The organism is Peribacillus sp. NPDC097675 (assembly GCF_050277655.1).
In the GTDB taxonomy this organism is placed as follows: Bacteria; Bacillota; Bacilli; order Bacillales; family DSM-1321; genus Peribacillus.
Window position 1 is genome coordinate 175,381 of sequence record NZ_JBNNSK010000002.1, and the last position, 18,301, is coordinate 193,681.

Annotated in this window: 20 protein-coding genes; 4 read left to right on the forward strand and 16 right to left on the reverse strand. The window is 37.6% G+C overall.

The genetic code is table 11. The annotated features are described in order from the left end of the window. Window positions 1-37: 37 nt before the first annotated feature. The 3 genes from ACQKL5_RS04110 to yneA all read right to left on the reverse strand — a co-directional run bounded on the left by ACQKL5_RS04110 (window position 38) and on the right by yneA (window position 1,325). Complete coding sequence (locus ACQKL5_RS04110; RefSeq protein ID WP_427606754.1) at window positions 38-271, reverse strand: DUF896 domain-containing protein; 234 nt, start codon at window positions 269-271, stop codon at window positions 38-40. A 66-nt stretch (window positions 272-337) separates the two neighbouring features. Next, on the reverse strand, window positions 338-994 hold the full coding sequence (locus ACQKL5_RS04115) for a YneB family resolvase-like protein (protein WP_427606755.1): 657 nt from the start codon (window positions 992-994) through the stop codon (window positions 338-340). A 19-nt stretch (window positions 995-1,013) separates the two neighbouring features. Beyond that, entirely contained in the window at window positions 1,014-1,325 is a 312-nt protein-coding gene (gene yneA / locus ACQKL5_RS04120) for a cell division suppressor protein YneA (protein ID WP_427606756.1), read from the reverse strand. A gap of 159 nt (window positions 1,326-1,484) precedes the next feature. Here yneA and lexA point away from each other — a divergent pair, with 159 nt between their 5' ends. Continuing rightward, window positions 1,485-2,108, forward strand: coding sequence for a transcriptional repressor LexA (gene lexA / locus ACQKL5_RS04125; protein ID WP_427606757.1), 624 nt, complete (start codon window positions 1,485-1,487; stop codon window positions 2,106-2,108). A 259-nt stretch (window positions 2,109-2,367) separates the two neighbouring features. Beyond that, window positions 2,368-2,655: a hypothetical protein gene (locus tag ACQKL5_RS04130; protein ID WP_427606758.1), complete on the forward strand. Its 288-nt coding sequence runs from the start codon at window positions 2,368-2,370 to the stop codon at window positions 2,653-2,655. A gap of 142 nt (window positions 2,656-2,797) precedes the next feature. On the opposite strand, the gene ACQKL5_RS04135 is transcribed toward ACQKL5_RS04130, so the two are convergent. Beyond that, window positions 2,798-3,034 carry a GlsB/YeaQ/YmgE family stress response membrane protein gene (locus ACQKL5_RS04135; protein ID WP_402875429.1) on the reverse strand — a complete coding sequence of 79 codons (237 nt, stop codon included), beginning with the start codon at window positions 3,032-3,034 and terminating at the stop codon, window positions 2,798-2,800. A 767-nt stretch (window positions 3,035-3,801) separates the two neighbouring features. Between ACQKL5_RS04135 and ACQKL5_RS04140 the strand changes: the two genes are divergently transcribed. After that, a complete protein-coding gene (locus ACQKL5_RS04140; protein ID WP_427606759.1) occupies window positions 3,802-5,295 on the forward strand; it encodes a peptide MFS transporter in 1,494 nt (497 codons plus the stop codon). 69 nt (window positions 5,296-5,364) lie between these two features. On the opposite strand, the gene ACQKL5_RS04145 is transcribed toward ACQKL5_RS04140, so the two are convergent. The 9 genes from ACQKL5_RS04145 to hflX form a co-directional block, all read right to left on the reverse strand. Next, window positions 5,365-5,976: a VanZ family protein gene (locus ACQKL5_RS04145; RefSeq protein WP_427606760.1), complete on the reverse strand. Its 612-nt coding sequence runs from the start codon at window positions 5,974-5,976 to the stop codon at window positions 5,365-5,367. A 95-nt stretch (window positions 5,977-6,071) separates the two neighbouring features. Then, window positions 6,072-6,674, reverse strand: a complete 603-nt coding sequence (locus ACQKL5_RS04150; RefSeq protein WP_427606761.1) for a glucosaminidase domain-containing protein — start codon at window positions 6,672-6,674, stop codon at window positions 6,072-6,074. Between the two features lie 276 nt (window positions 6,675-6,950). Then, complete coding sequence (locus ACQKL5_RS04155; RefSeq protein ID WP_427606762.1) at window positions 6,951-7,583, reverse strand: formyltransferase family protein; 633 nt, start codon at window positions 7,581-7,583, stop codon at window positions 6,951-6,953. A gap of 158 nt (window positions 7,584-7,741) precedes the next feature. Then, window positions 7,742-8,587 carry an N-acetylmuramoyl-L-alanine amidase gene (locus tag ACQKL5_RS04160; RefSeq protein WP_427606763.1) on the reverse strand — a complete coding sequence of 282 codons (846 nt, stop codon included), beginning with the start codon at window positions 8,585-8,587 and terminating at the stop codon, window positions 7,742-7,744. Between the two features lie 266 nt (window positions 8,588-8,853). Further along, the gene (locus ACQKL5_RS04165) at window positions 8,854-9,603 is read right to left on the reverse strand and encodes a creatininase family protein (RefSeq protein WP_427606764.1); all 750 of its coding nucleotides are present in this window, start codon (window positions 9,601-9,603) and stop codon (window positions 8,854-8,856) included. A gap of 546 nt (window positions 9,604-10,149) precedes the next feature. Beyond that, on the reverse strand, window positions 10,150-11,484 hold the full coding sequence (gene glnA / locus ACQKL5_RS04170) for a type I glutamate--ammonia ligase (RefSeq protein WP_427606765.1): 1,335 nt from the start codon (window positions 11,482-11,484) through the stop codon (window positions 10,150-10,152). A 40-nt stretch (window positions 11,485-11,524) separates the two neighbouring features. Next, on the reverse strand, window positions 11,525-11,929 hold the full coding sequence (locus ACQKL5_RS04175) for a MerR family transcriptional regulator (RefSeq protein WP_402971469.1): 405 nt from the start codon (window positions 11,927-11,929) through the stop codon (window positions 11,525-11,527). Window positions 11,930-12,140: 211 nt separating this feature from the next. Further along, window positions 12,141-13,409 carry an aminotransferase class I/II-fold pyridoxal phosphate-dependent enzyme gene (locus ACQKL5_RS04180; RefSeq protein ID WP_427606766.1) on the reverse strand — a complete coding sequence of 423 codons (1,269 nt, stop codon included), beginning with the start codon at window positions 13,407-13,409 and terminating at the stop codon, window positions 12,141-12,143. Between the two features lie 13 nt (window positions 13,410-13,422). Then, window positions 13,423-14,676, reverse strand: coding sequence for a GTPase HflX (hflX, locus tag ACQKL5_RS04185; RefSeq protein WP_427606767.1), 1,254 nt, complete (start codon window positions 14,674-14,676; stop codon window positions 13,423-13,425). A gap of 164 nt (window positions 14,677-14,840) precedes the next feature. Here hflX and ACQKL5_RS04190 point away from each other — a divergent pair, with 164 nt between their 5' ends. Next, on the forward strand, window positions 14,841-15,449 hold the full coding sequence (locus ACQKL5_RS04190; protein ID WP_427606768.1) for a trimeric intracellular cation channel family protein: 609 nt from the start codon (window positions 14,841-14,843) through the stop codon (window positions 15,447-15,449). A gap of 39 nt (window positions 15,450-15,488) precedes the next feature. On the opposite strand, the gene spoVK is transcribed toward ACQKL5_RS04190, so the two are convergent. From spoVK to miaA, 3 genes are all read right to left on the reverse strand, one after another. Beyond that, window positions 15,489-16,445: a stage V sporulation protein K gene (gene spoVK / locus ACQKL5_RS04195; RefSeq protein ID WP_427606769.1), complete on the reverse strand. Its 957-nt coding sequence runs from the start codon at window positions 16,443-16,445 to the stop codon at window positions 15,489-15,491. Between the two features lie 299 nt (window positions 16,446-16,744). Further along, complete coding sequence (gene hfq, locus ACQKL5_RS04200; RefSeq protein ID WP_034313436.1) at window positions 16,745-16,978, reverse strand: RNA chaperone Hfq; 234 nt, start codon at window positions 16,976-16,978, stop codon at window positions 16,745-16,747. A gap of 3 nt (window positions 16,979-16,981) precedes the next feature. Then, the gene (gene miaA / locus ACQKL5_RS04205) at window positions 16,982-17,968 is read right to left on the reverse strand and encodes a tRNA (adenosine(37)-N6)-dimethylallyltransferase MiaA (protein WP_427606770.1); all 987 of its coding nucleotides are present in this window, start codon (window positions 17,966-17,968) and stop codon (window positions 16,982-16,984) included. Window positions 17,969-18,301: the final 333 nt, after the last annotated feature.

Consider the following 18,301-nt stretch of genomic DNA (forward strand, 5'->3'; position numbering starts at 1 on the left):
TTGGCCAAATGAAGGGTTCCAATCTTACACTACAACATTAATGCAAACCCTTTTTTTCTTTTATATTTTTAATTTTTTGGGGTGTAACATCATTGCCTTCAGGATCCAGAACCTTAACATGTTCCAACGTATCTGCCATAGAACGCCTAAATGTTTCAAGGTATTCACTTCGCAATGAAGTTTGTTCTTTAGCCTCTTCTACCGTTAAGCCGTCTCCCTTAGCCTTCTTAGAAAGTTCATTGATACGGGCGAGTTTTTCTTTTGATAACATAATTTCGCTCCTTCATATATATGCGGATATTGACATGGTATAAAAAAAAAGGTGAAATTACAAGTTCTAAGATTGGTTTTCCTGTGTGTTCTGATAATGCTCCAGAAATCTGCGGTTTACAGTAGCTTTCGATACGTCATAACCAAAGCCTCTAAGAGTAGCTGCAATCTCTGCAAATGTTAATCCATTCGAACGCAGTTTTACAATTTCTTCTATAGGTACTTCTTTACGTTCTCTACCAGTAGAATTTCTTTGGTTCTTCAAGTTCTTTTGGGGCCGGTAGCCGTTTTCAACCGCTCGGAGCATTCCTCGTTTAATTTTTAAATTATGTAACTTCCGCTGATATTCTTCTACTATACCAACAATTTGGATAACCATGGCATCCGAATCCGATAGTTCCAATTCGCCATCATGGGAAAGTGTATAAATCTTAACTCCTTCTTTGAGAATAACATGAAACAAGGCAATTTTTGCATTTCCTCTTCCCAATCTCGTTTCATCTTGAATTAATAGAACATCTGCCTCTTTCGCTTTAAAAAGATCAAGCATGTCAAATATCCCATCACGATTTAATTCGTAACCACTTGCCTGCTCTCTTATTACGGAAACAATCTCCATGCCTTTATTGTCCGCTAACTTCACTAATTCCTCTTGCTGCCTAGCAAGCGAGGTTTCCTGTGCTTCTTTTTCTGTACTTACCCGACAATAGATGACTGCTTTCATATGACCCTACCTTTACTACTTACTGCTTGCTAGCCAAACTTTGGACTACTTTATCATTTTCAACGGGGATGACAATTATTTGACCAGCCTTAATAGCATCTGCCCTTACACCGTTATACTCTTCTATCCAACCAATGAATTCTTTTTTTGTCAATTCAGTCTGACCATATTTCTCGGAAATCTCCCATATTGTATCACCTTCATTTACTTCTATAGAAAGAAATTTTTTATCTTGATTTTTGTCTAATGTGAAAGAAAATAAAATTGAAAAGATAAATACCAATCCTGCTAATAGAATCGTATACATATTATTTTTGTAAAAAGTTTTCATCAATATCCCTCCATAGCGAATATATGTTCGTTCTTAATTTATAATTGAATTATAATACGAACACTTGTTTCAGTCAACATTGAAATTCGAACTTATGTTTGTATAGAGAAGTAAGCCATGCTATAATATAGCAAAGAATTATGGAGAAGAGGTGCACATATGACTAAACTATCAAAACGACAGCAGGACATTCTTGATTTCATAAAAGATGAAGTCCGCCAAAAAGGTTATCCACCTTCCGTAAGAGAGATTGGCGAAGCTGTGGGACTTGCATCAAGTTCAACTGTCCATGGTCATTTGTCTCGTTTGGAAAGCAAAGGCTTAATCAGACGCGACCCAACTAAGCCGAGGGCCATTGAGATCTTGAATATAGAAGAAGCTAATAATATACCAAAAACAAGCGTAGTTAACGTACCACTACTCGGTAAAGTAACAGCGGGCTTACCAATAACTGCGATTGAGAATATAGAAGAATACTTCCCGCTTCCTGAAAGCATGGTTCCACATGATGATCATGTATTCATGCTTGAAATTATGGGGGAAAGTATGATTGAAGCAGGAATTCACGACGGTGATTATGTAATCGTTAAGCAACAAAGCAACGCCAATAATGGAGATATCGTCGTGGCCATGACGGAAGATGATGAAGCCACTGTAAAACGATTCTTTAAGGAACCGGATTACATACGACTTCAGCCGGAAAACTCCAATATGGAGCCTATTATTCTAAGAGATGTTACAATCCTAGGAAGAGTAATCGGTTTATATAGACAAATTCACTAAAAGCGCTATGCGCTTTTTTTGTTTTTATAATCTTTATAATCTATGTATCTTTTCCATTTATATGACAGAAAGAATAATATAAACTTTCTTTTTAGTAGAGACGTAAATGGCTTGAACTTAAATATTTTAATTGATAGACTATTGTGCCTTTACCACGAAATATAGATCTAGGATGAACGATGTAAATATTAGGATGTATAATCCTTCTAGAATCGGTGAAATTAATCCATAGATATTTCTCTTTGAAAGTGGTGCTACCATGGACTTCCCTACTATTCATACTAATTTTTGGGATGCAGTGATTGCCATTCCAACTATCATGATTTTGACTCAAATCATAAAAATCCTTTTTCCACTCCCACGGAAATATATACCATCCATAGCTTTAGGTCTTGGCTTAATCCTTTCCATTTTCATTAGTCATCGGCATTACTTGATGACAGGAATTTTTATGGGGTGGTTTTATGGATATGCCAGTATTGGAAATTATGCCGCACTGAAGACGGCAATACTGTCTTTTAGGGAATCTGATCATCATTCGAATTAATAAAAACAAATCTTTTCACAAAAAAAGCTGTCCAGCATTGTTGAACAGCATTTTCAAACAATAATGGACAAATATATATCACAAAGTTCTTTCATCTACACTGTAATCCTGAAAAATCCTTTGAATGAATGTTGCCCTCGTTCTATCTCCATCTGGTGTTTCTCATAATTATTGACACGATAAACACGACGATTATTGCGCCCAATAAAGCTGGCACAATGTAAAATCCTTCAGTTTCAGGTCCTATTGGTCCTAAAATTGCTGTACCAAGCCATGCTCCAACAAATCCAGCAATGATATTTCCAATAATTCCACCCGGCATATCCCTTCCCAAAATCAGACTTCCCAGCCATCCAATTATTCCACCAACAATTAACATCCATATTAGTTCCAAAAATTTCCACCTCCCTTCCCTTAAATTTATGAATTATATTTATCATTAGAACAGTGCAACAAAGAACGAAAATACTACCTATTTCGTTTGTTTATGTTCACTTTCTTTATACCAGACGCTTATTCACGACAAAATAAAAAAGCCACCTTAAAAAGGCGGCTTGAAAGATTAAATGGATCTTTTTAATATGATGCTATTCAACCAAAAGAGTTGTATATGGACGATTAAATAATATTATATGGTTATAATAATAAATGCAGCCTGATAACTGCAATTATCAGGCTGCACAACATGGTAAAAAAGAAAACAATCAAATTGCTTTCTATACTAGAATAAGTATTTTGTCGTTTTTTGTCGATAAGACATTTTTCCTATTTTTATTCTCCAGTACCTCCTAATTGTTTTTTGCTTCCTTTATTTCAATATCGTATCTTATACACATATTTCTTACTTATGGATTTATAGCATTCCATTTACATGTCCATCTTGATTCATTGAAATAGTTCATTAGTTATACTCATTTACGTTTCAGTAAACTGTTAATAAAATACTTTTTCAGATCCACATTACGCTACTAAAAGAAACTACTCTAATCTGGGATTTTAATATGATAGAGGGGTAAGATTGAACTATTATTTTCATGAGAACGATGAATAATCAACCTATTAAGAATTATTATTAAAATACACTAAATATTCTTTACAACCGGTTAAAGAAAAGTTATTATACTATAATAAAAGGGAGTTGAATGTATGTCATCGATGAATAAACAGAAAATTTTGGATAGCATTCCTCAAAAAGGTTTTTTCGGGAACCCTAAGGGTCTATTCACTCTTTTCTTCACAGAGTTCTGGGAGCGCTTTTCTTATTATGGAATGAAAGCTATTCTTGTATATTATATGTACTATGAGGTATCTAAAGGTGGATTAGGCCTTGATGAAAAAACGTCTCTTGCCATAGTATCCATTTACGGATCGCTAGTATATATGTCCGGGATTATCGGTGGCTGGTTAGCTGATAGAATTTTCGGGACAGCCAAATCCGTTTTTTACGGTGGTATATTGATTATGCTTGGTCACATTGCACTTGCTATCCCCGGTAGCATTTCCATGTTTTTCGTCTCCATGGTACTAATCGTACTAGGAACAGGCCTTTTAAAACCAAATGTATCCAGCATTGTAGGCGATCTTTATGCTGAAGGCGATGATCGTCGCGATTCTGGTTTCAGCATATTCTACATGGGAATTAACACGGGTGCATTCATTGCTCCTCTAATTGTCGGAACAATTGGAACGAACTACAATTTCCATCTTGGTTTTGGTATTGCGGCAATCGGTATGTTCATAGGGTTAATCGTCTTTATGGCAACAAAGAAAAAGAACTTAGGCCTTGCAGGAATAGAACCTGTGAATCCTTTAGCTCCTAAGGAAAGGAAATCCGTTTACACTAAGATTGGCCTAGCCATAATAATTATTGCAATCATCAGTGCCATCGCTATTGTTACGGGCACTTTAACGCTAAATAGTTTCATTGGTCTTGTTGGTATTCTAGGAATTCTTATTCCGACTATGTATTTCATTTTCATGTATCGTAGTCCAAAAACAACTTCTGTTGAACGATCTCGTTTAATTGCCTATATCCCTTTATTTATAGCGGCCGTCATGTTTTGGGCAATCCAAGAACAGGGCTCAACTATTTTAGCAAATTATGCTGATAAACGGACACAGTTAGAATTTGCAGGCTTTACTATTTCACCTGCCTGGTTCCAGTCTTTGAACCCATTGTTCATTATTACTTTAGCTCCAATATTCGCATGGTTATGGGTAAAATTAGGGAAACGCCAGCCGACCATTCCCCAAAAATTCTCGATTGGTCTATTCTTTGCTGGTTTATCATTCTTAGTGATTTTGGTTCCATCGTATTTCGGAGGCTCCGGTTCCTTAGTCAGTCCATTATGGCTTGTACTTAGCTACTTCCTTGTAGTAATTGGAGAGCTTTGTTTGTCACCCGTGGGAATGTCAGCTACAACTAAACTTGCTCCATCTGCTTTCTCATCACAGATGATGAGCTTATGGTTCTTAGCTAATGCAGCAGCACAGGCATTAAACGCACAAATTGTTAGATTTTACTCAGAACAAACGGAAATGGTTTATTTCGGAGTAATCGGTATCTCTTCTCTCGTATTAGGGTTTATCTTGTTAGCAATATCACCTAAGATACAATCCTTTATGAAAGGCTTAAGGTAAACAAAACAAAAAGCCAGCTAGTCCATAATAGGACAGGTTGGCTTTTTGTTTACTTTCTTTATAGTGGTCTTACATTGCACTCTGATTTTTTGGAAGAATAACAATTACTTTGACGAACCATTGAAACAGGAAATATCCCAAATATACACCAGTTAGATTCAAAAAAAGATCATCTATATCGAAACCTCCTCTTTGAAAAACATACTGACCCATTTCGATGCTTAAAATCGAGAAAAAAGGAATCAGGAATCTTTGAATAGCAGGCATCATTGTTCCTTGTTTGTACAGTAAGAACAGTCCAAAAGGAATGAATAACAGGATATTCGCGCTAAGGTTATACAATGAAACAAGCCAATATGAATCGGTTGATAAATAAGCTGAAATTGTAGAAAAAGGAGTGAAATTATAAGAATACTCCTGACCTTTAGGACGAAAGAATAGTAAGACCAATATAGATAAACTGTAAGTGACGATTGTTAAATTCCAACACCATCGCGAAACCGTCATGGTTTCACCCCTAATCCACAATACGATGAGTGCCACGAATACTAAGGAACAAAACCAAACAACCATAATCACCCATGGATTCAGGTATAAAGGAAGTTGAAGGAAAATTGGAAGACCTGCAAAGAATAAACCTTGTGACAATAGAAGAGAAAGCATTAGCGATTTTTTAGTCAATTTGTTTCCTCCATTTAAACTATATACCTTTACCTCTTAGGTTATCATGACCAGATCTTCAATACGAAAGGTTTTTTGTTAAACATATAAATACCCTATTTAACTCTTAATTTCTGTCCAATTTTTATGACATAATTATCGTTAAGGTTATTCCACCTTTTTATATCTGCTATTAAGCTATCATACTTCTTAGCTAAGAATGAAACTGTGTCACCCGACACGACCATGTGATAGATATCCACCTGGTCCCACTCGTAGAGCTTATATTTCTCTATAATTTCGATTAATTTGGCAGGATAACTCATATCTCCAGCGTATCCGCTATCATATAAAGCCTGCGCACCTTGCTTATAATCCTTGGCTTGTACGACTTTTAAATACCTCGGTTTAGTCAGCATGTCTGCATGATCCATGATGGATTCTGCAAATGAGGGATATTTTCGAAAGGAAACAATAACGGGAAAAGGATTACCATATCGATCAATCTCCTTATCTGTCCCCAAAATTGACTCACCATTAAAGTCCCCTCTTATGCCGAATAAGTTATTTCCATTTATCGCTAAAGCGCTCTTTCCCCATCCAGATTCTAATATTCCCTGGGCTATAACTAAACTAGGTAAGATATTGGTCCTTTCGAAGTCGGCTCTTGCGGGAATTCCTAATTTATTAATAAAATTTTGCTGTTCAACCGTTGCCATTAGTAGTTCTCCTCCTTAATTACACATAAATAGGCTAAGCTTATGAGATTAATCTCATCAGTCTCGTTCTTAGTCAGCTTTCGTGGGACAAGTAGTCCTATCTCCAATATATTCAAACCCTTTTCTAATGACTGTGTTGAAACCCACCATAGTATTAAGCCCCGCATCCCTTAACACTTTCCGAATGCAATAACTAGTACTATTACCGTTTAATTGCCCCTCTATATTTAGACATAATAAAAAGCCTTCCTTTTGAAGGAAGACTTTTATGCGAATTCAATCTTTATATATTTTGATAATATACTTTATGCCATCCTTGTAAAAGAACGCTGGATATTTTTCATTGTCAACCGTTCTCAAAATATTAAATTGCTCGTGGATGGTTTTATTGACATTCAATTCGCTATGTTCAGGAGTTCTCTTTTTATAAAATGTTTCTTTCCCTTCCTGCTCATGCCCTACCATATTATTGTAGTTGTCTACATATCTGACAGCCATTTCGATGATTTTATCTGACAATTGTTCTCGTAGTTCACCAATAAGCTCATGCCCCTTAAATACAACCTTATCTTTAAGGTATACCTTCCCGCTATCCACTTTCTCAACTGCTTCGAAAAGCGATAGCGTTATTTCATTTTCCCCTTCTATTATTTGCCATGGCATGGGTGACCAGCCTTTCCCTTTTGGTAAATCACTCGCATGGATGACAATGTTGTTATTGTTTAACCTTAATTTTTCAGAAGGACAGATTTTAGTAACACTCAAAAAGAATGCAATATCTCCTTTAGTCATCTCATTAAATCCGTATAATATTTTCACTTCGTGCTTTTTATTCAAGTTATCACGTAGTCTTTCTGCATAATCTACAAACCAACTCTCAGATGAATCTAGAATAATGGATATTTTCATAATTGACTCCCTAGATTTACAAATATTTTTTAAAAATGCTGGATTATTCTCTCCTATAATGTATACGGCTCAGCATCTTTTGTTACATTCTCTTCTTTATTGATAGTAAAATGACAATTGAATTTAAAAGCCCCTACTCTTTAGAGTAAGGGTTATACTTATTTCACTCGAATTTTTCGGCCAATAGTAATTGTGTATTTACTATCTAGATCATTCCAATTCTTTATTTGCTGAATCGTACTGCCATATTTCTTTGCAAGAGCAGATACAGTATCACCTTTTACTACTTTATGAAAAGTACTAGTTGAACCACTAATAATTAGTTTCAGGCCAATTTGTAGTGAATCCGCTTCTACCTTTGGATTCAATGTTTGTAATTTAGCCACCGTCGTTCCGTATTTCTTAGCGATTGAATAAAGCGTATCTCCTTTTACAACTATATGAGTACTACCAGAAACCTCTTCATCTTTCATTTTCAGATTGAAAGACTTTACTAGGCCGTTAACATGTCCTTGGGCAATAGCTTCAATAAAAGAACTCTTTTTAAGTTGAGCAGCATCCGAGGTATTGTCGATAAAACCGTTTTCTGTTAATAAGGCCGGCATAGATGATTCTCTCAGCACATGTAAATCCCCAGTTTTCTGTCCACGATCCTTCATATTAATAAGTTTCATAATTTCTCCATGGATATTATCTTGGTAAGTCTTTGTCTCTTTACTAGTCGAGGTATAAATATAATCTTCATAACCTGTGCCTCCACCAGCATTAATGTGGACGGACAAGAAAAAATCAGCTCCCCAGGCATTTGCTTCATTCGTTCTCGTCGATAAAGAGGGATAGGTATCTCCTGAACGACTCATTTTAGTAGTGACGTTCTTATAACCAGCAAGAATATCCTTAATTCTTGTACCAATTTGTAATGTAAGGTCTTTTTCTCTTAAACCATTACCAACCGTACCTGAATCTGTCCCACCATGTCCTGGATCAATATAAATCTTCACCATCATTATCACCTCACAATATTAAATGTTACGTAAATATAAATGCTTGTACATAAGTCACGGCATTACAGAAAAGCCCCTTCCAATACAAAAGGCGCCCGAAGGTATCTATTTTTCAGAACTTCCAAAACACAAAATATTTAGGATTTGAAGTGCAATAATTATATTCACAAAAGATGTAAAAATACGATTAGTACTGCAATCAAAAGTAAATCTATGTAACAAAAAAGCAAGAAAATATCTCCTGCTTTTTAATAATTTCATTTATTTTATCTTCCCATTTTTAATTGATATGCCTTATCCAGGGTTTCTTTTAAATGCTCACTTCTCTTCGAAATATAAGAGGTCCAAAATATTTTTCCTATAGAAGCAAGTTGTTGGTCGGAATAAACGCCACTTTCGAATTTACCCCAACATCCATCTTCCGTTAGCTTATCCCAAAAAACATAATCAGCGAATTTATTAATTTCGACAGGCACTTCTGACCCCATAGAGCCAACCTTTACAAATTCAGGACATAACCACATTGCCGTACATACTGACAAGAAACCAGCGTGTCTTTCTTTAAGTCCTTCAATACCTGCATCTTTTAAAGCATCTTCCCAAGCTAAATGTCGGTGGGTAGTAATTAATAAGATTTCAAGATACTTGAAATTTATATGTTTTACAAAAGAAGATTCCCAATAAGCCCCTCCATGTCCATTACATAAAACGAATTTTTTAAAGCCTTGTCTCGATAGATTAACTATTATCTCTTCCAACATTGTAGATAACACATTGGGACTCACTGTAATAGTCCCTTTATAGCTGGCGTGCTCTTCCGATGTATTAAAAGGAATTGTAGGTAAAACATAGCCCCCTAATACTTCACCAAAAGCATTCGCATATTGTTCAGCTATTAATGTATCTAAGTGCATTGGTAGGTATGGGCCAAACTGTTCCGTAGCACCAACGGATATGATCGCAATGTCTGTCCCGCTTTCCTTAATAACTTTTGTTGAGTCCCTAAAACTTAGCATATGACACTCTCCTTTTTCTTCCAATATTATGTATTTTATCACGGTTTTTTTGTTTTAGTAATAAGCCGGAAGATTTTCTTGAGTTATGCATATAGATTATATCCTTTATATTAAATTGCTTTCTAGCAATTCCTTTAATTGAATTTCTAGTGTTATCTTTTATTTTGTAAATAAATCGAGTGTTTGTAATAAGTTCAATGAAATTTCTTTTGATGAATTCCGTGTCATTTACATTTGTAATCAAAAAAGTAATTCTATTGGATTTGATAAGTCTTACATTTTCAAGAGGTCCATCGGCATAGATAAAGAGTTCAGAACTGTTTAGAAGTTAACGTATCCCCACCGAAGAAACAGCGGAAGGAACAAGACTAGAAGCCCCAGTATCCAAAAACGTCTTATCCCATCCAGCTAACACCACCTACCTTTTTGAATTTTTCTAGGCATTTATCGGGCAGTAAGTTACCTCTAAAATAAATTAAAAAATGCCCGAAACACAAAAAACCCTCAACACCAATGGTGTCAAGGGTTATCCTGCTATTTCTTCTATTAATAAGTAGACATATATTGTTCGCGTTCCCAAGGGTGAACTTGCGTGCGGAACATATCCCACTCGATTTCTTTTGCTTCGATGAAGTGTTCAAGTAAATGCTCGCCTAGAGCGTCTTTGATGACATCATCAGCTTTTAATGTTTCTAATGCTGCATATAAAGTAGCTGGAAGATCACTGATACCTTCTGCTTCACGTTCTTCTTTGTTCATGACATAGATGTTGCGGTCGACTGGTGCTGGAGGAGTCAGATTATTTGCGATTCCGTCAAGACCAGCTTTAAGGATTACAGCAAGTGCTAGGTATGGATTTGCTGCTGGATCGACACTACGTACCTCAACACGTGTACTTACTCCACGTGAAGCTGGGATACGGATTAATGGGCTACGGTTTTTAGCGGACCAAGCCACATAGCAAGGCGCTTCGTAACCAGGGACTAGACGTTTGTAAGAGTTAACAGTTGGGTTCGTTACCGCTGTAAAGTTAGGTGCATGTTTAATGATACCGGCGATAAATTGCTCAGCTGTTTTGCTTAATTCTAATTTACCTTCTTTATCGTAGAAAGCATTTTCGCTTCCTTTAAATAAAGAAACGTTACAGTGCATACCTGAACCATTTACACCGAACAATGGTTTTGGCATGAACGTTGCATGTAAACCATGTTTACGAGCGATTGTTTTAACAACCAATTTGAATGTTTGAATATTATCACATGCTGATACAGCGTCTGCATATTTCCAATCGATTTCGTGTTGACCTGGTGCAACTTCATGATGGGATGCTTCAATTTCAAAGCCCATTTCTTCAAGTTCAAGAACGATATCGCGACGGCAGTTTTCCCCTAAGTCAGTAGGTGCAAGGTCAAAGTATCCGCCTTTATCGTTTAATTCCAAAGTAGGTTCGCCTTGAGCATCTAATTTGAATAGGAAGAATTCAGGCTCAGGTCCTAAGTTGAAATTAGTGAATCCCATTTCTCTAGCTTCAGCAAGGATTCGTTTTAAGTTAGCACGAGGGTCTCCATCAAAAGGTGTTCCATCTGTATTGTAGATATCGCAGATCAGACGAGCAACTTTCCCTTTTTCTGATGTCCAAGGGAAGACCACCCATGTATCTAAATCTGGGAATAAATACATATCTGATTCTTCGATACGTACGAACCCTTCAATGGAAGAACCATCAAACATCATTTTATTATCAAGTGCTTTTTCTAATTGACTAACCGGAATTTCAACATTTTTGATTGTTCCTAGAATGTCAGTGAATTGTAAGCGGATGTACTTAACATTTTCTTCTTTCGCTAAACGAGTAATGTCTTCACGTGTAAACTTTGCCAATTTCAATTCCCCCTAGAATAATTGTTCATCATTAATATTTTTATTGGAAAAAACGCGACATATCACCTTGCCGAAGAGATGTGCGGTTTCTAGTGCCTTGCAGTAGCTCAGCACGTAGAAGCTTCCTAAGCTCTTCATCACTTAGGTCACGTCTAATTTTCTCCGCTTGCTCAAGATCTTGTGTTTTTGGTATATTCTGTTCTTTCACTGTAAATATCTTTTTAATGCCGGCGAGATTGACACCCTGTTCGATTAAATCTTTAATCTCTAGAAGTCTATCAATATCGTTTAAAGAAAAAACGCGTCGGTTTCCGTCTGTTCTCATAGGAGTAATTAATTGATGCTCTTCATAATATCGAATTTGTCGTGCAGACAAATCGGTCAGCTGCATCACAATCCCGATGGAAAAAAGAGGCATTGAACGCCGAATGTTGTTGCCACTCATTCTTAGCATCCTCCTTCATTTATCTTACTATAATCATAATATATGTTATTTAACATGTCAAGTTGATGTCACCTTTTATGACATATTTTTTTCATAATAATAAAATGATTGGCAACTATAAAAATATTTCGACTATTGCATCTTAGATGAATCCAGTTATTGTGGATTCATCTAAATACTTAACCGACAGAAAAAGGTATACCTTCCCTTTTTACAACTGGATTAATTTTTTCTCTATTAAAGAATTCACTGCAGTCAATACAGCCATTTTCACGTGGGCGTAAGTTAATCCACCTTGAACATAAGCAACATAAGGTGCCCTTGTCGGACCATCTGCTGTCAGTTCAATACTTGCCCCCTGGATGAAGGTACCTGCAGCCATAATTACATCATCTTCATATCCAGGCATATAAGCAGGGTATGGAGTAACATGTGAATTAATTGGAGAAGCATATTGAATCGCCTGACAAAAAGCAACCATTTTATCCTTGTCATCAAATTGGACAGACTGAATTAAATCAGTACGTTTTGCATCCCACCTAGGGTATGTGTTCATCCCGATTTTCTCTAAAAAGGCAGCAGTGAACATCGCTCCTTTAATCGCTTGACCCACGACATGTGGAGCAAGGAAGAAACCTTGGTACATTTCCTGCAAGCTATATAGGGAGGCACCTGCTTCCGCTCCGATGCCTGGGGATGTCAAGCGGTACGAACATGCTTCAACCAAATCCTTTTTACCGACAATATATCCACCTGTCTTCACAATTCCCCCGCCTGGGTTTTTAATGAGCGAACCCGCCATAAGATCTGCCCCGACATGACAAGGCTCTTGAGTTTCCACAAACTCCCCATAGCAATTGTCCACGAATACAATGATTTCAGGGTTGATTTCCTTAACGAAAGAAATCATTTCTTGGATTTCATCAATTGTAAAGGAAGGGCGTGTGGCATAGCCTTTTGAGCGTTGAATGCCAATCATTTTGGTGTTTGGTTTTATCGCTTGTCTGACAGCTTCAAAGTCAACACTACCTGATTCCAATAACGGCACCGAATTATAGCCTATTTGAAAGTCGCGCAAAGACCCAACTCCCGAGCCTCTAATTCCGACAATTTCCTCCAATGTATCATATGGTTTTCCAGTTATGTAGAGTAGTTCATCACCTGGCCGTAAAATCCCGAATAGTGCAGTCGAAATGGCATGGGTCCCGGAAATGATTTGAGCGCGCACCAATCCTGCTTCCGCACCAAAAACATCAGCATAAATCAATTCGAGCGTGTCACGTCCGATATCATCATAGCCATATCCTGTTGTTGGATTGAAATGCGAGTCACTCACACGGTGTGCCTGATAGCTTTGCAACACACGAAATTGATTTGTTTCAATTCTTTCATCTACTTGCTTATGTAATGGAGAAATCATCGCTTCCACTTCTTGAACGATTGTTTTTAAGGCTTCTCCATGCTTTAACTGCTGATACATCCAAATTCCCCTTTTATAATGAATATTTCTCTAGCTGTCCGACAATTGAATGATCAGCTAGACAAAAACCTTTGCATTCATATCTTTCCGATTCTTCATTAAAGGAGAGAGTGCGCAATATGGTTTCATTTTTCAGCTGTGATAGTAGTTTACCCTCACTTGAAGGTAGGAAAACATTATACGGTATCATTTTCTCAATTACGTATTTTTCAATTTCTTCCATGACAGTTTCCAGATCCGTTGAATCAAAGGCACTGATCAATAACGAATCATTACTGGAAGATCTTAAAAAGTCGACGTGGACCCTATCCTTCTTATTATACAACGTTAACTGTGTAATGGAAGAGACATCTAAATCATTTAACAGATCATGGACCGTTTTCTCATGGTTAAAGTAATCCGAGTTGGATGAATCGACGACGTGAAGCAACAAGTCCGCTTCCTTCACTTCTTCAAGGGTCGAGCGAAAGGCAGCAATCAAGGCAGTCGGCAAGTCCTGTATAAAACCGACCGTATCTGTCATCAGAACGGTAAATCCACTTGGAAGGATTGCTTTTCGTGTCATCGGATCTAGAGTGGCAAACAGCAGGTTCTCTTCAAATGAATCGGCTTCTGTCAAGCGGTTGAACAACGTTGATTTACCGGCATTCGTGTAACCAACGAGGGCAACCTGAAACGTTTTATTTCGTTTTCTTCTTTCACGATACCGTTCACGGTGCTTCACGATTCCGCTGAGCTGTTGCTTGATTTCATCTATTTTCCCACGAATGTGGCGGCGGTCACTTTCAAGTTTCGTTTCTCCTGGCCCCCTGGTTCCAATCCCGCCTCCAAGTCTAGACATCGCAGTACCTTGCCCGGCTAAACGTGGCATTAAATATTGAAGCTGGGCAAGTTCCACTTGAAGTTTCCCTTCTCTTGATCGAGCCCGCTGAGCAAAAATATCCAAAATAAGCTGTGTCCGATCGATTACTCTCGCCTGTAAGTATTTAGAAAGGTTGCGTATCTGACTCGGCGACAATTCATCATTAAAGATGAAAAGATCAGGCTCCAACTCTCCTTCTAAATTTTGAAGTTCTTCGATTTTTCCTTTTCCTATATATGTAGACGGATGAATCCGTTCCCTTTTCTGTGTGATGGTCAACAATACCTCACCATTTGCCGTCTTGGCAAGCGAAGCCAACTCTTCTAGTGTAGAGTGAAAACGTTCAGCATCCTCTGTTGTTTGACAGCCAATCAATACAGCTTTTTCTCTTATGTCTTGATTCAAATCATGCACCACCTAAACGGTTTTCCTCCATCATATCAAATAAATTGGCACTTATAAAATTTCCTTCAAAACAAGGCCAATAACCATATTAAAATCACCCATAACATGCTAAAATCAAATTTGGCTTTACCATAAATTCAAAAAAGACATAGAGGGAAAAAGATATGACATGGGAAGTATTAAGCTTTATCGGTACAATTGCATTTGCCATAAGTGGAACGATCATTGCCATGGAAGAAGAGTATGATATTTTAGGCGTATATATATTAGGAATCGTTACGGCTTTTGGAGGAGGCGCGATTCGAAATCTTTTAATCGGCGTACCTGTGTCAGCTCTTTGGGATCAAAGTTTATATTTCATCGTCGCCTTATTATCGATTACGATCGTTTTTCTTTTCCCTACCAATCTATCAAAACATTGGGACAGATGGGGGAATTTCAGTGACGCAATCGGACTTTCTGCATTTGCCATCCAAGGTGCCATGTACGCAGTGGAATTGAATCATCCAATTAGCGCTATCATCGTTTCAGCGGCATTAACAGGATGTGGCGGCGGAGTAATCCGAGATGTACTTGCCGGAAGAAAACCATTAGTTTTTAGAAAAGAAATCTATGCGGTATGGGCCATCATCGCAGGATTGGTTCTAGGCAGCGGGCTTTTCTCACAAGCTTGGCAGTTATATACACTCTTCATTTTCGTCACTCTATTCCGGGTGCTATCTTACACATATAATTGGCACCTTCCCAATAAAAAGTGGGTTCCGAAAACATAAATGAGAAAGGCAAGCCTCTAATGGCCGGCCTTTACTTTTTCAATCCTTCATATCATCCTCGAAAATGAGATCCTGGCTAGTAAGTGTTAGCAGATCTACTTTTTCAAAGCTATCCTCTATGAGTAAGCGCATCGCCTGCGCCCTTATCGATTTTTCAATTACATTCCGAATGTACCGGCCGTTAGAAAACGAGACCGGCCCACCAAATGAACGCAATACAATCAAATGCTCCTTTAGTTTACGTTCAGCATCCCGACTCATTAAATATTCACGCTCCTGTAGCATGAGATCGGCTATCTCCATTAGCTGATCTATTGTATAATCCGGAAAATCAACGACCAGTGGAAACCTCGAATAGAGCCCTGGATTGAGACTTAAGAAGTAGTCCATTTCCCTTGAATAACCGGCAAGGATTAAGATAAATTCATGCTGGCGATCTTCCATATGTTTAACAAGTGTATCAATCGCTTCTTTCCCAAAATCCTTTTCTCCACCTCTCCCCAAGGAGTAGGCCTCATCAATAAAAAGAATGCCACCTATTGCCTTCTTAATTAGGTCACGCGTCTTTTGGGCCGTATGACCAATATATTCGCCGACTAAATCCGCTCGTTCCGCTTCAATCAAATGCCCTTTAGTAAGAACATTCATCTTCTGAAATAATTTTCCAATCAATCGTGCAACCGTAGTCTTTCCTGTTCCTGGATTCCCTTTAAACATCATGTGAAGCGCTTGTCGCCCGGTCTTCAGCCCCCTCGACTCACGCTGCTTGTTTATGTAAATCCAAGCGTATATTTCCTTAATCATGCGTTTCATTTCTTCCATGCCAACTAATGCTTTCAGTTCGTCTTCTATTTCCTTTAGAGCCACGTGCTGGTGTGGAATTTCCTGAACCAGCACCTCTTTGACCGGCAAATCTTTTTGTAATGATTTTCTGTTTTCTGCATTAAAAACGATGTTGATTTGCCCGTTATTTTTCATACGGATCGGTTGTTCCAATGTCTCCACCTCTCCATCTAGGACCCTGGTCTTATCAAAAATGATAAATCACTTTCCCTTAAATTACCCAGACAGCGTTCATGTCTATAAAAGTCTTTTCGACAGGGTTATTTCCATCTCTTCAATCCTTTTATTCCCTTGTCATTTCCTGCGCTTTCCCGAGAAAGAAATCTTCCCTACTTATGTATATTCAAAACCAAGAAGTAAAATTATCGAATCCGTGAAAAAGATACAAGCTCTAAACACAAAAAACAGACCCCTATTAACGGGGCCTGTCATTTTCACGATCATGTATAGGGTTATTCCTTCACTTCGTAATCAATTTGGACATTACGCTGTGGAGCAAATGTAGATATAGCATGTTTGTAGACCAATTGTTGCTTACCTTCCGATTCGAATAATACGGTAAAATTATCAAACCCTTTAACCTGGCCCCTGATTTGGAAACCGTTTAATAAGAATACTGTCACATACGTACCATCTTTGCGTAATTGATTAAGAAATTGATCTTGAATATTTACGGATTGCTTCATGATTTAGTCCTCCTCTTTTCTCTCTAAATTTATGTATTCGCCTTCATCGAAAAGCTTTCCTGCTACAAACCCAGATATTTCATTTATTTTTTTTGTAAAACCTTCGATGTCCGTCATATTAAACCAGATTACATCCATTTTATTTCGGAACCAAGTTAATTGACGTTTCGCATATCGGCGCGAGTTTTGCTTCAAAGAATCGATTGCTTCGTCTATCGAAGCCCGGTCTTCAAAATAGTCATAAATCTCTTTATAACCAATAGCCTGTATCGATTGGCAATCTCTCAATCCCCGATCATGAAAAGATTGAACTTCATCAAATAACCCTTCTTGCACCATTCCATCAACTCGCTGGTCAATTCGTTGGTATAATTGGTCCCGATCCATCGTTAAACCTATTATGCATGTATCGTATTTCATTTCTGTCGGTTGTTGATTCATCTGGTCACTCATCGTTTTGCCTGTACAATGAAAAATCTCAAGTGCACGAATTACCCTTCTTACATTATTAGGATGTATTCTTTTAGCACTTTCCGGGTCCACATTCCGTAATTGATCAAAAACAGGTTCAATCCCCTCTTCTTTTACCTGTTTTTCCAGTCGTTCCCGATAAAGAGGGTCGGAAGGTGCTTCAGAGAAATGATAATCATAAATAACCGATTGTATGTATAGACCTGTTCCTCCTACAATAATCGGAAGTTTTCCCCTGCTCTGAATATCCTCGATGCAAGCATTAGCCCGCTTCTGAAACTCAGCTGCACTGAATGGTTCATCTGGTTCCTTAATATCAAGTAGATAATGGGGAACCCCTTCCATTTCTTCTTCTTTGATCTTCGCAGTCCCAATATCCATTCCCTTATACACCTGCATGGAATCTCCACTGATTATTTCTCCATTAAAACGTTTAGCCATCTCAATGCTCAGTTTCGTCTTACCTACAGCCGTCGGTCCAATTATGACAAGAAGTTTTCCCTTTTGTTGTTTCAACATTCATTATTCACTGCCTTATATGATTTTTTTTTATCTTATCACAAAACCCCACAAAAGCAGTTAAACATCTAACCATTATGTCCATTCCTTATTTATTTATTCTCATTATTGGCCGGAAGTGTTCAATTCTCATTTCTCACTTCATAATTTTTTATACAAGTTGCTTTTCTCTTTAAAAAAGCCACGTTGATGAAAAGATAAGAGCCCGGAAATTACATAATGCGTCCTCAACGAATTGGATCCTGGCCTATTTTCCTTATTACATATGGACTGGGACAGGATGATTCAGCTTTCCTTCCATACACGGCATTAGAGTTCAGTACAAGTTAAAAA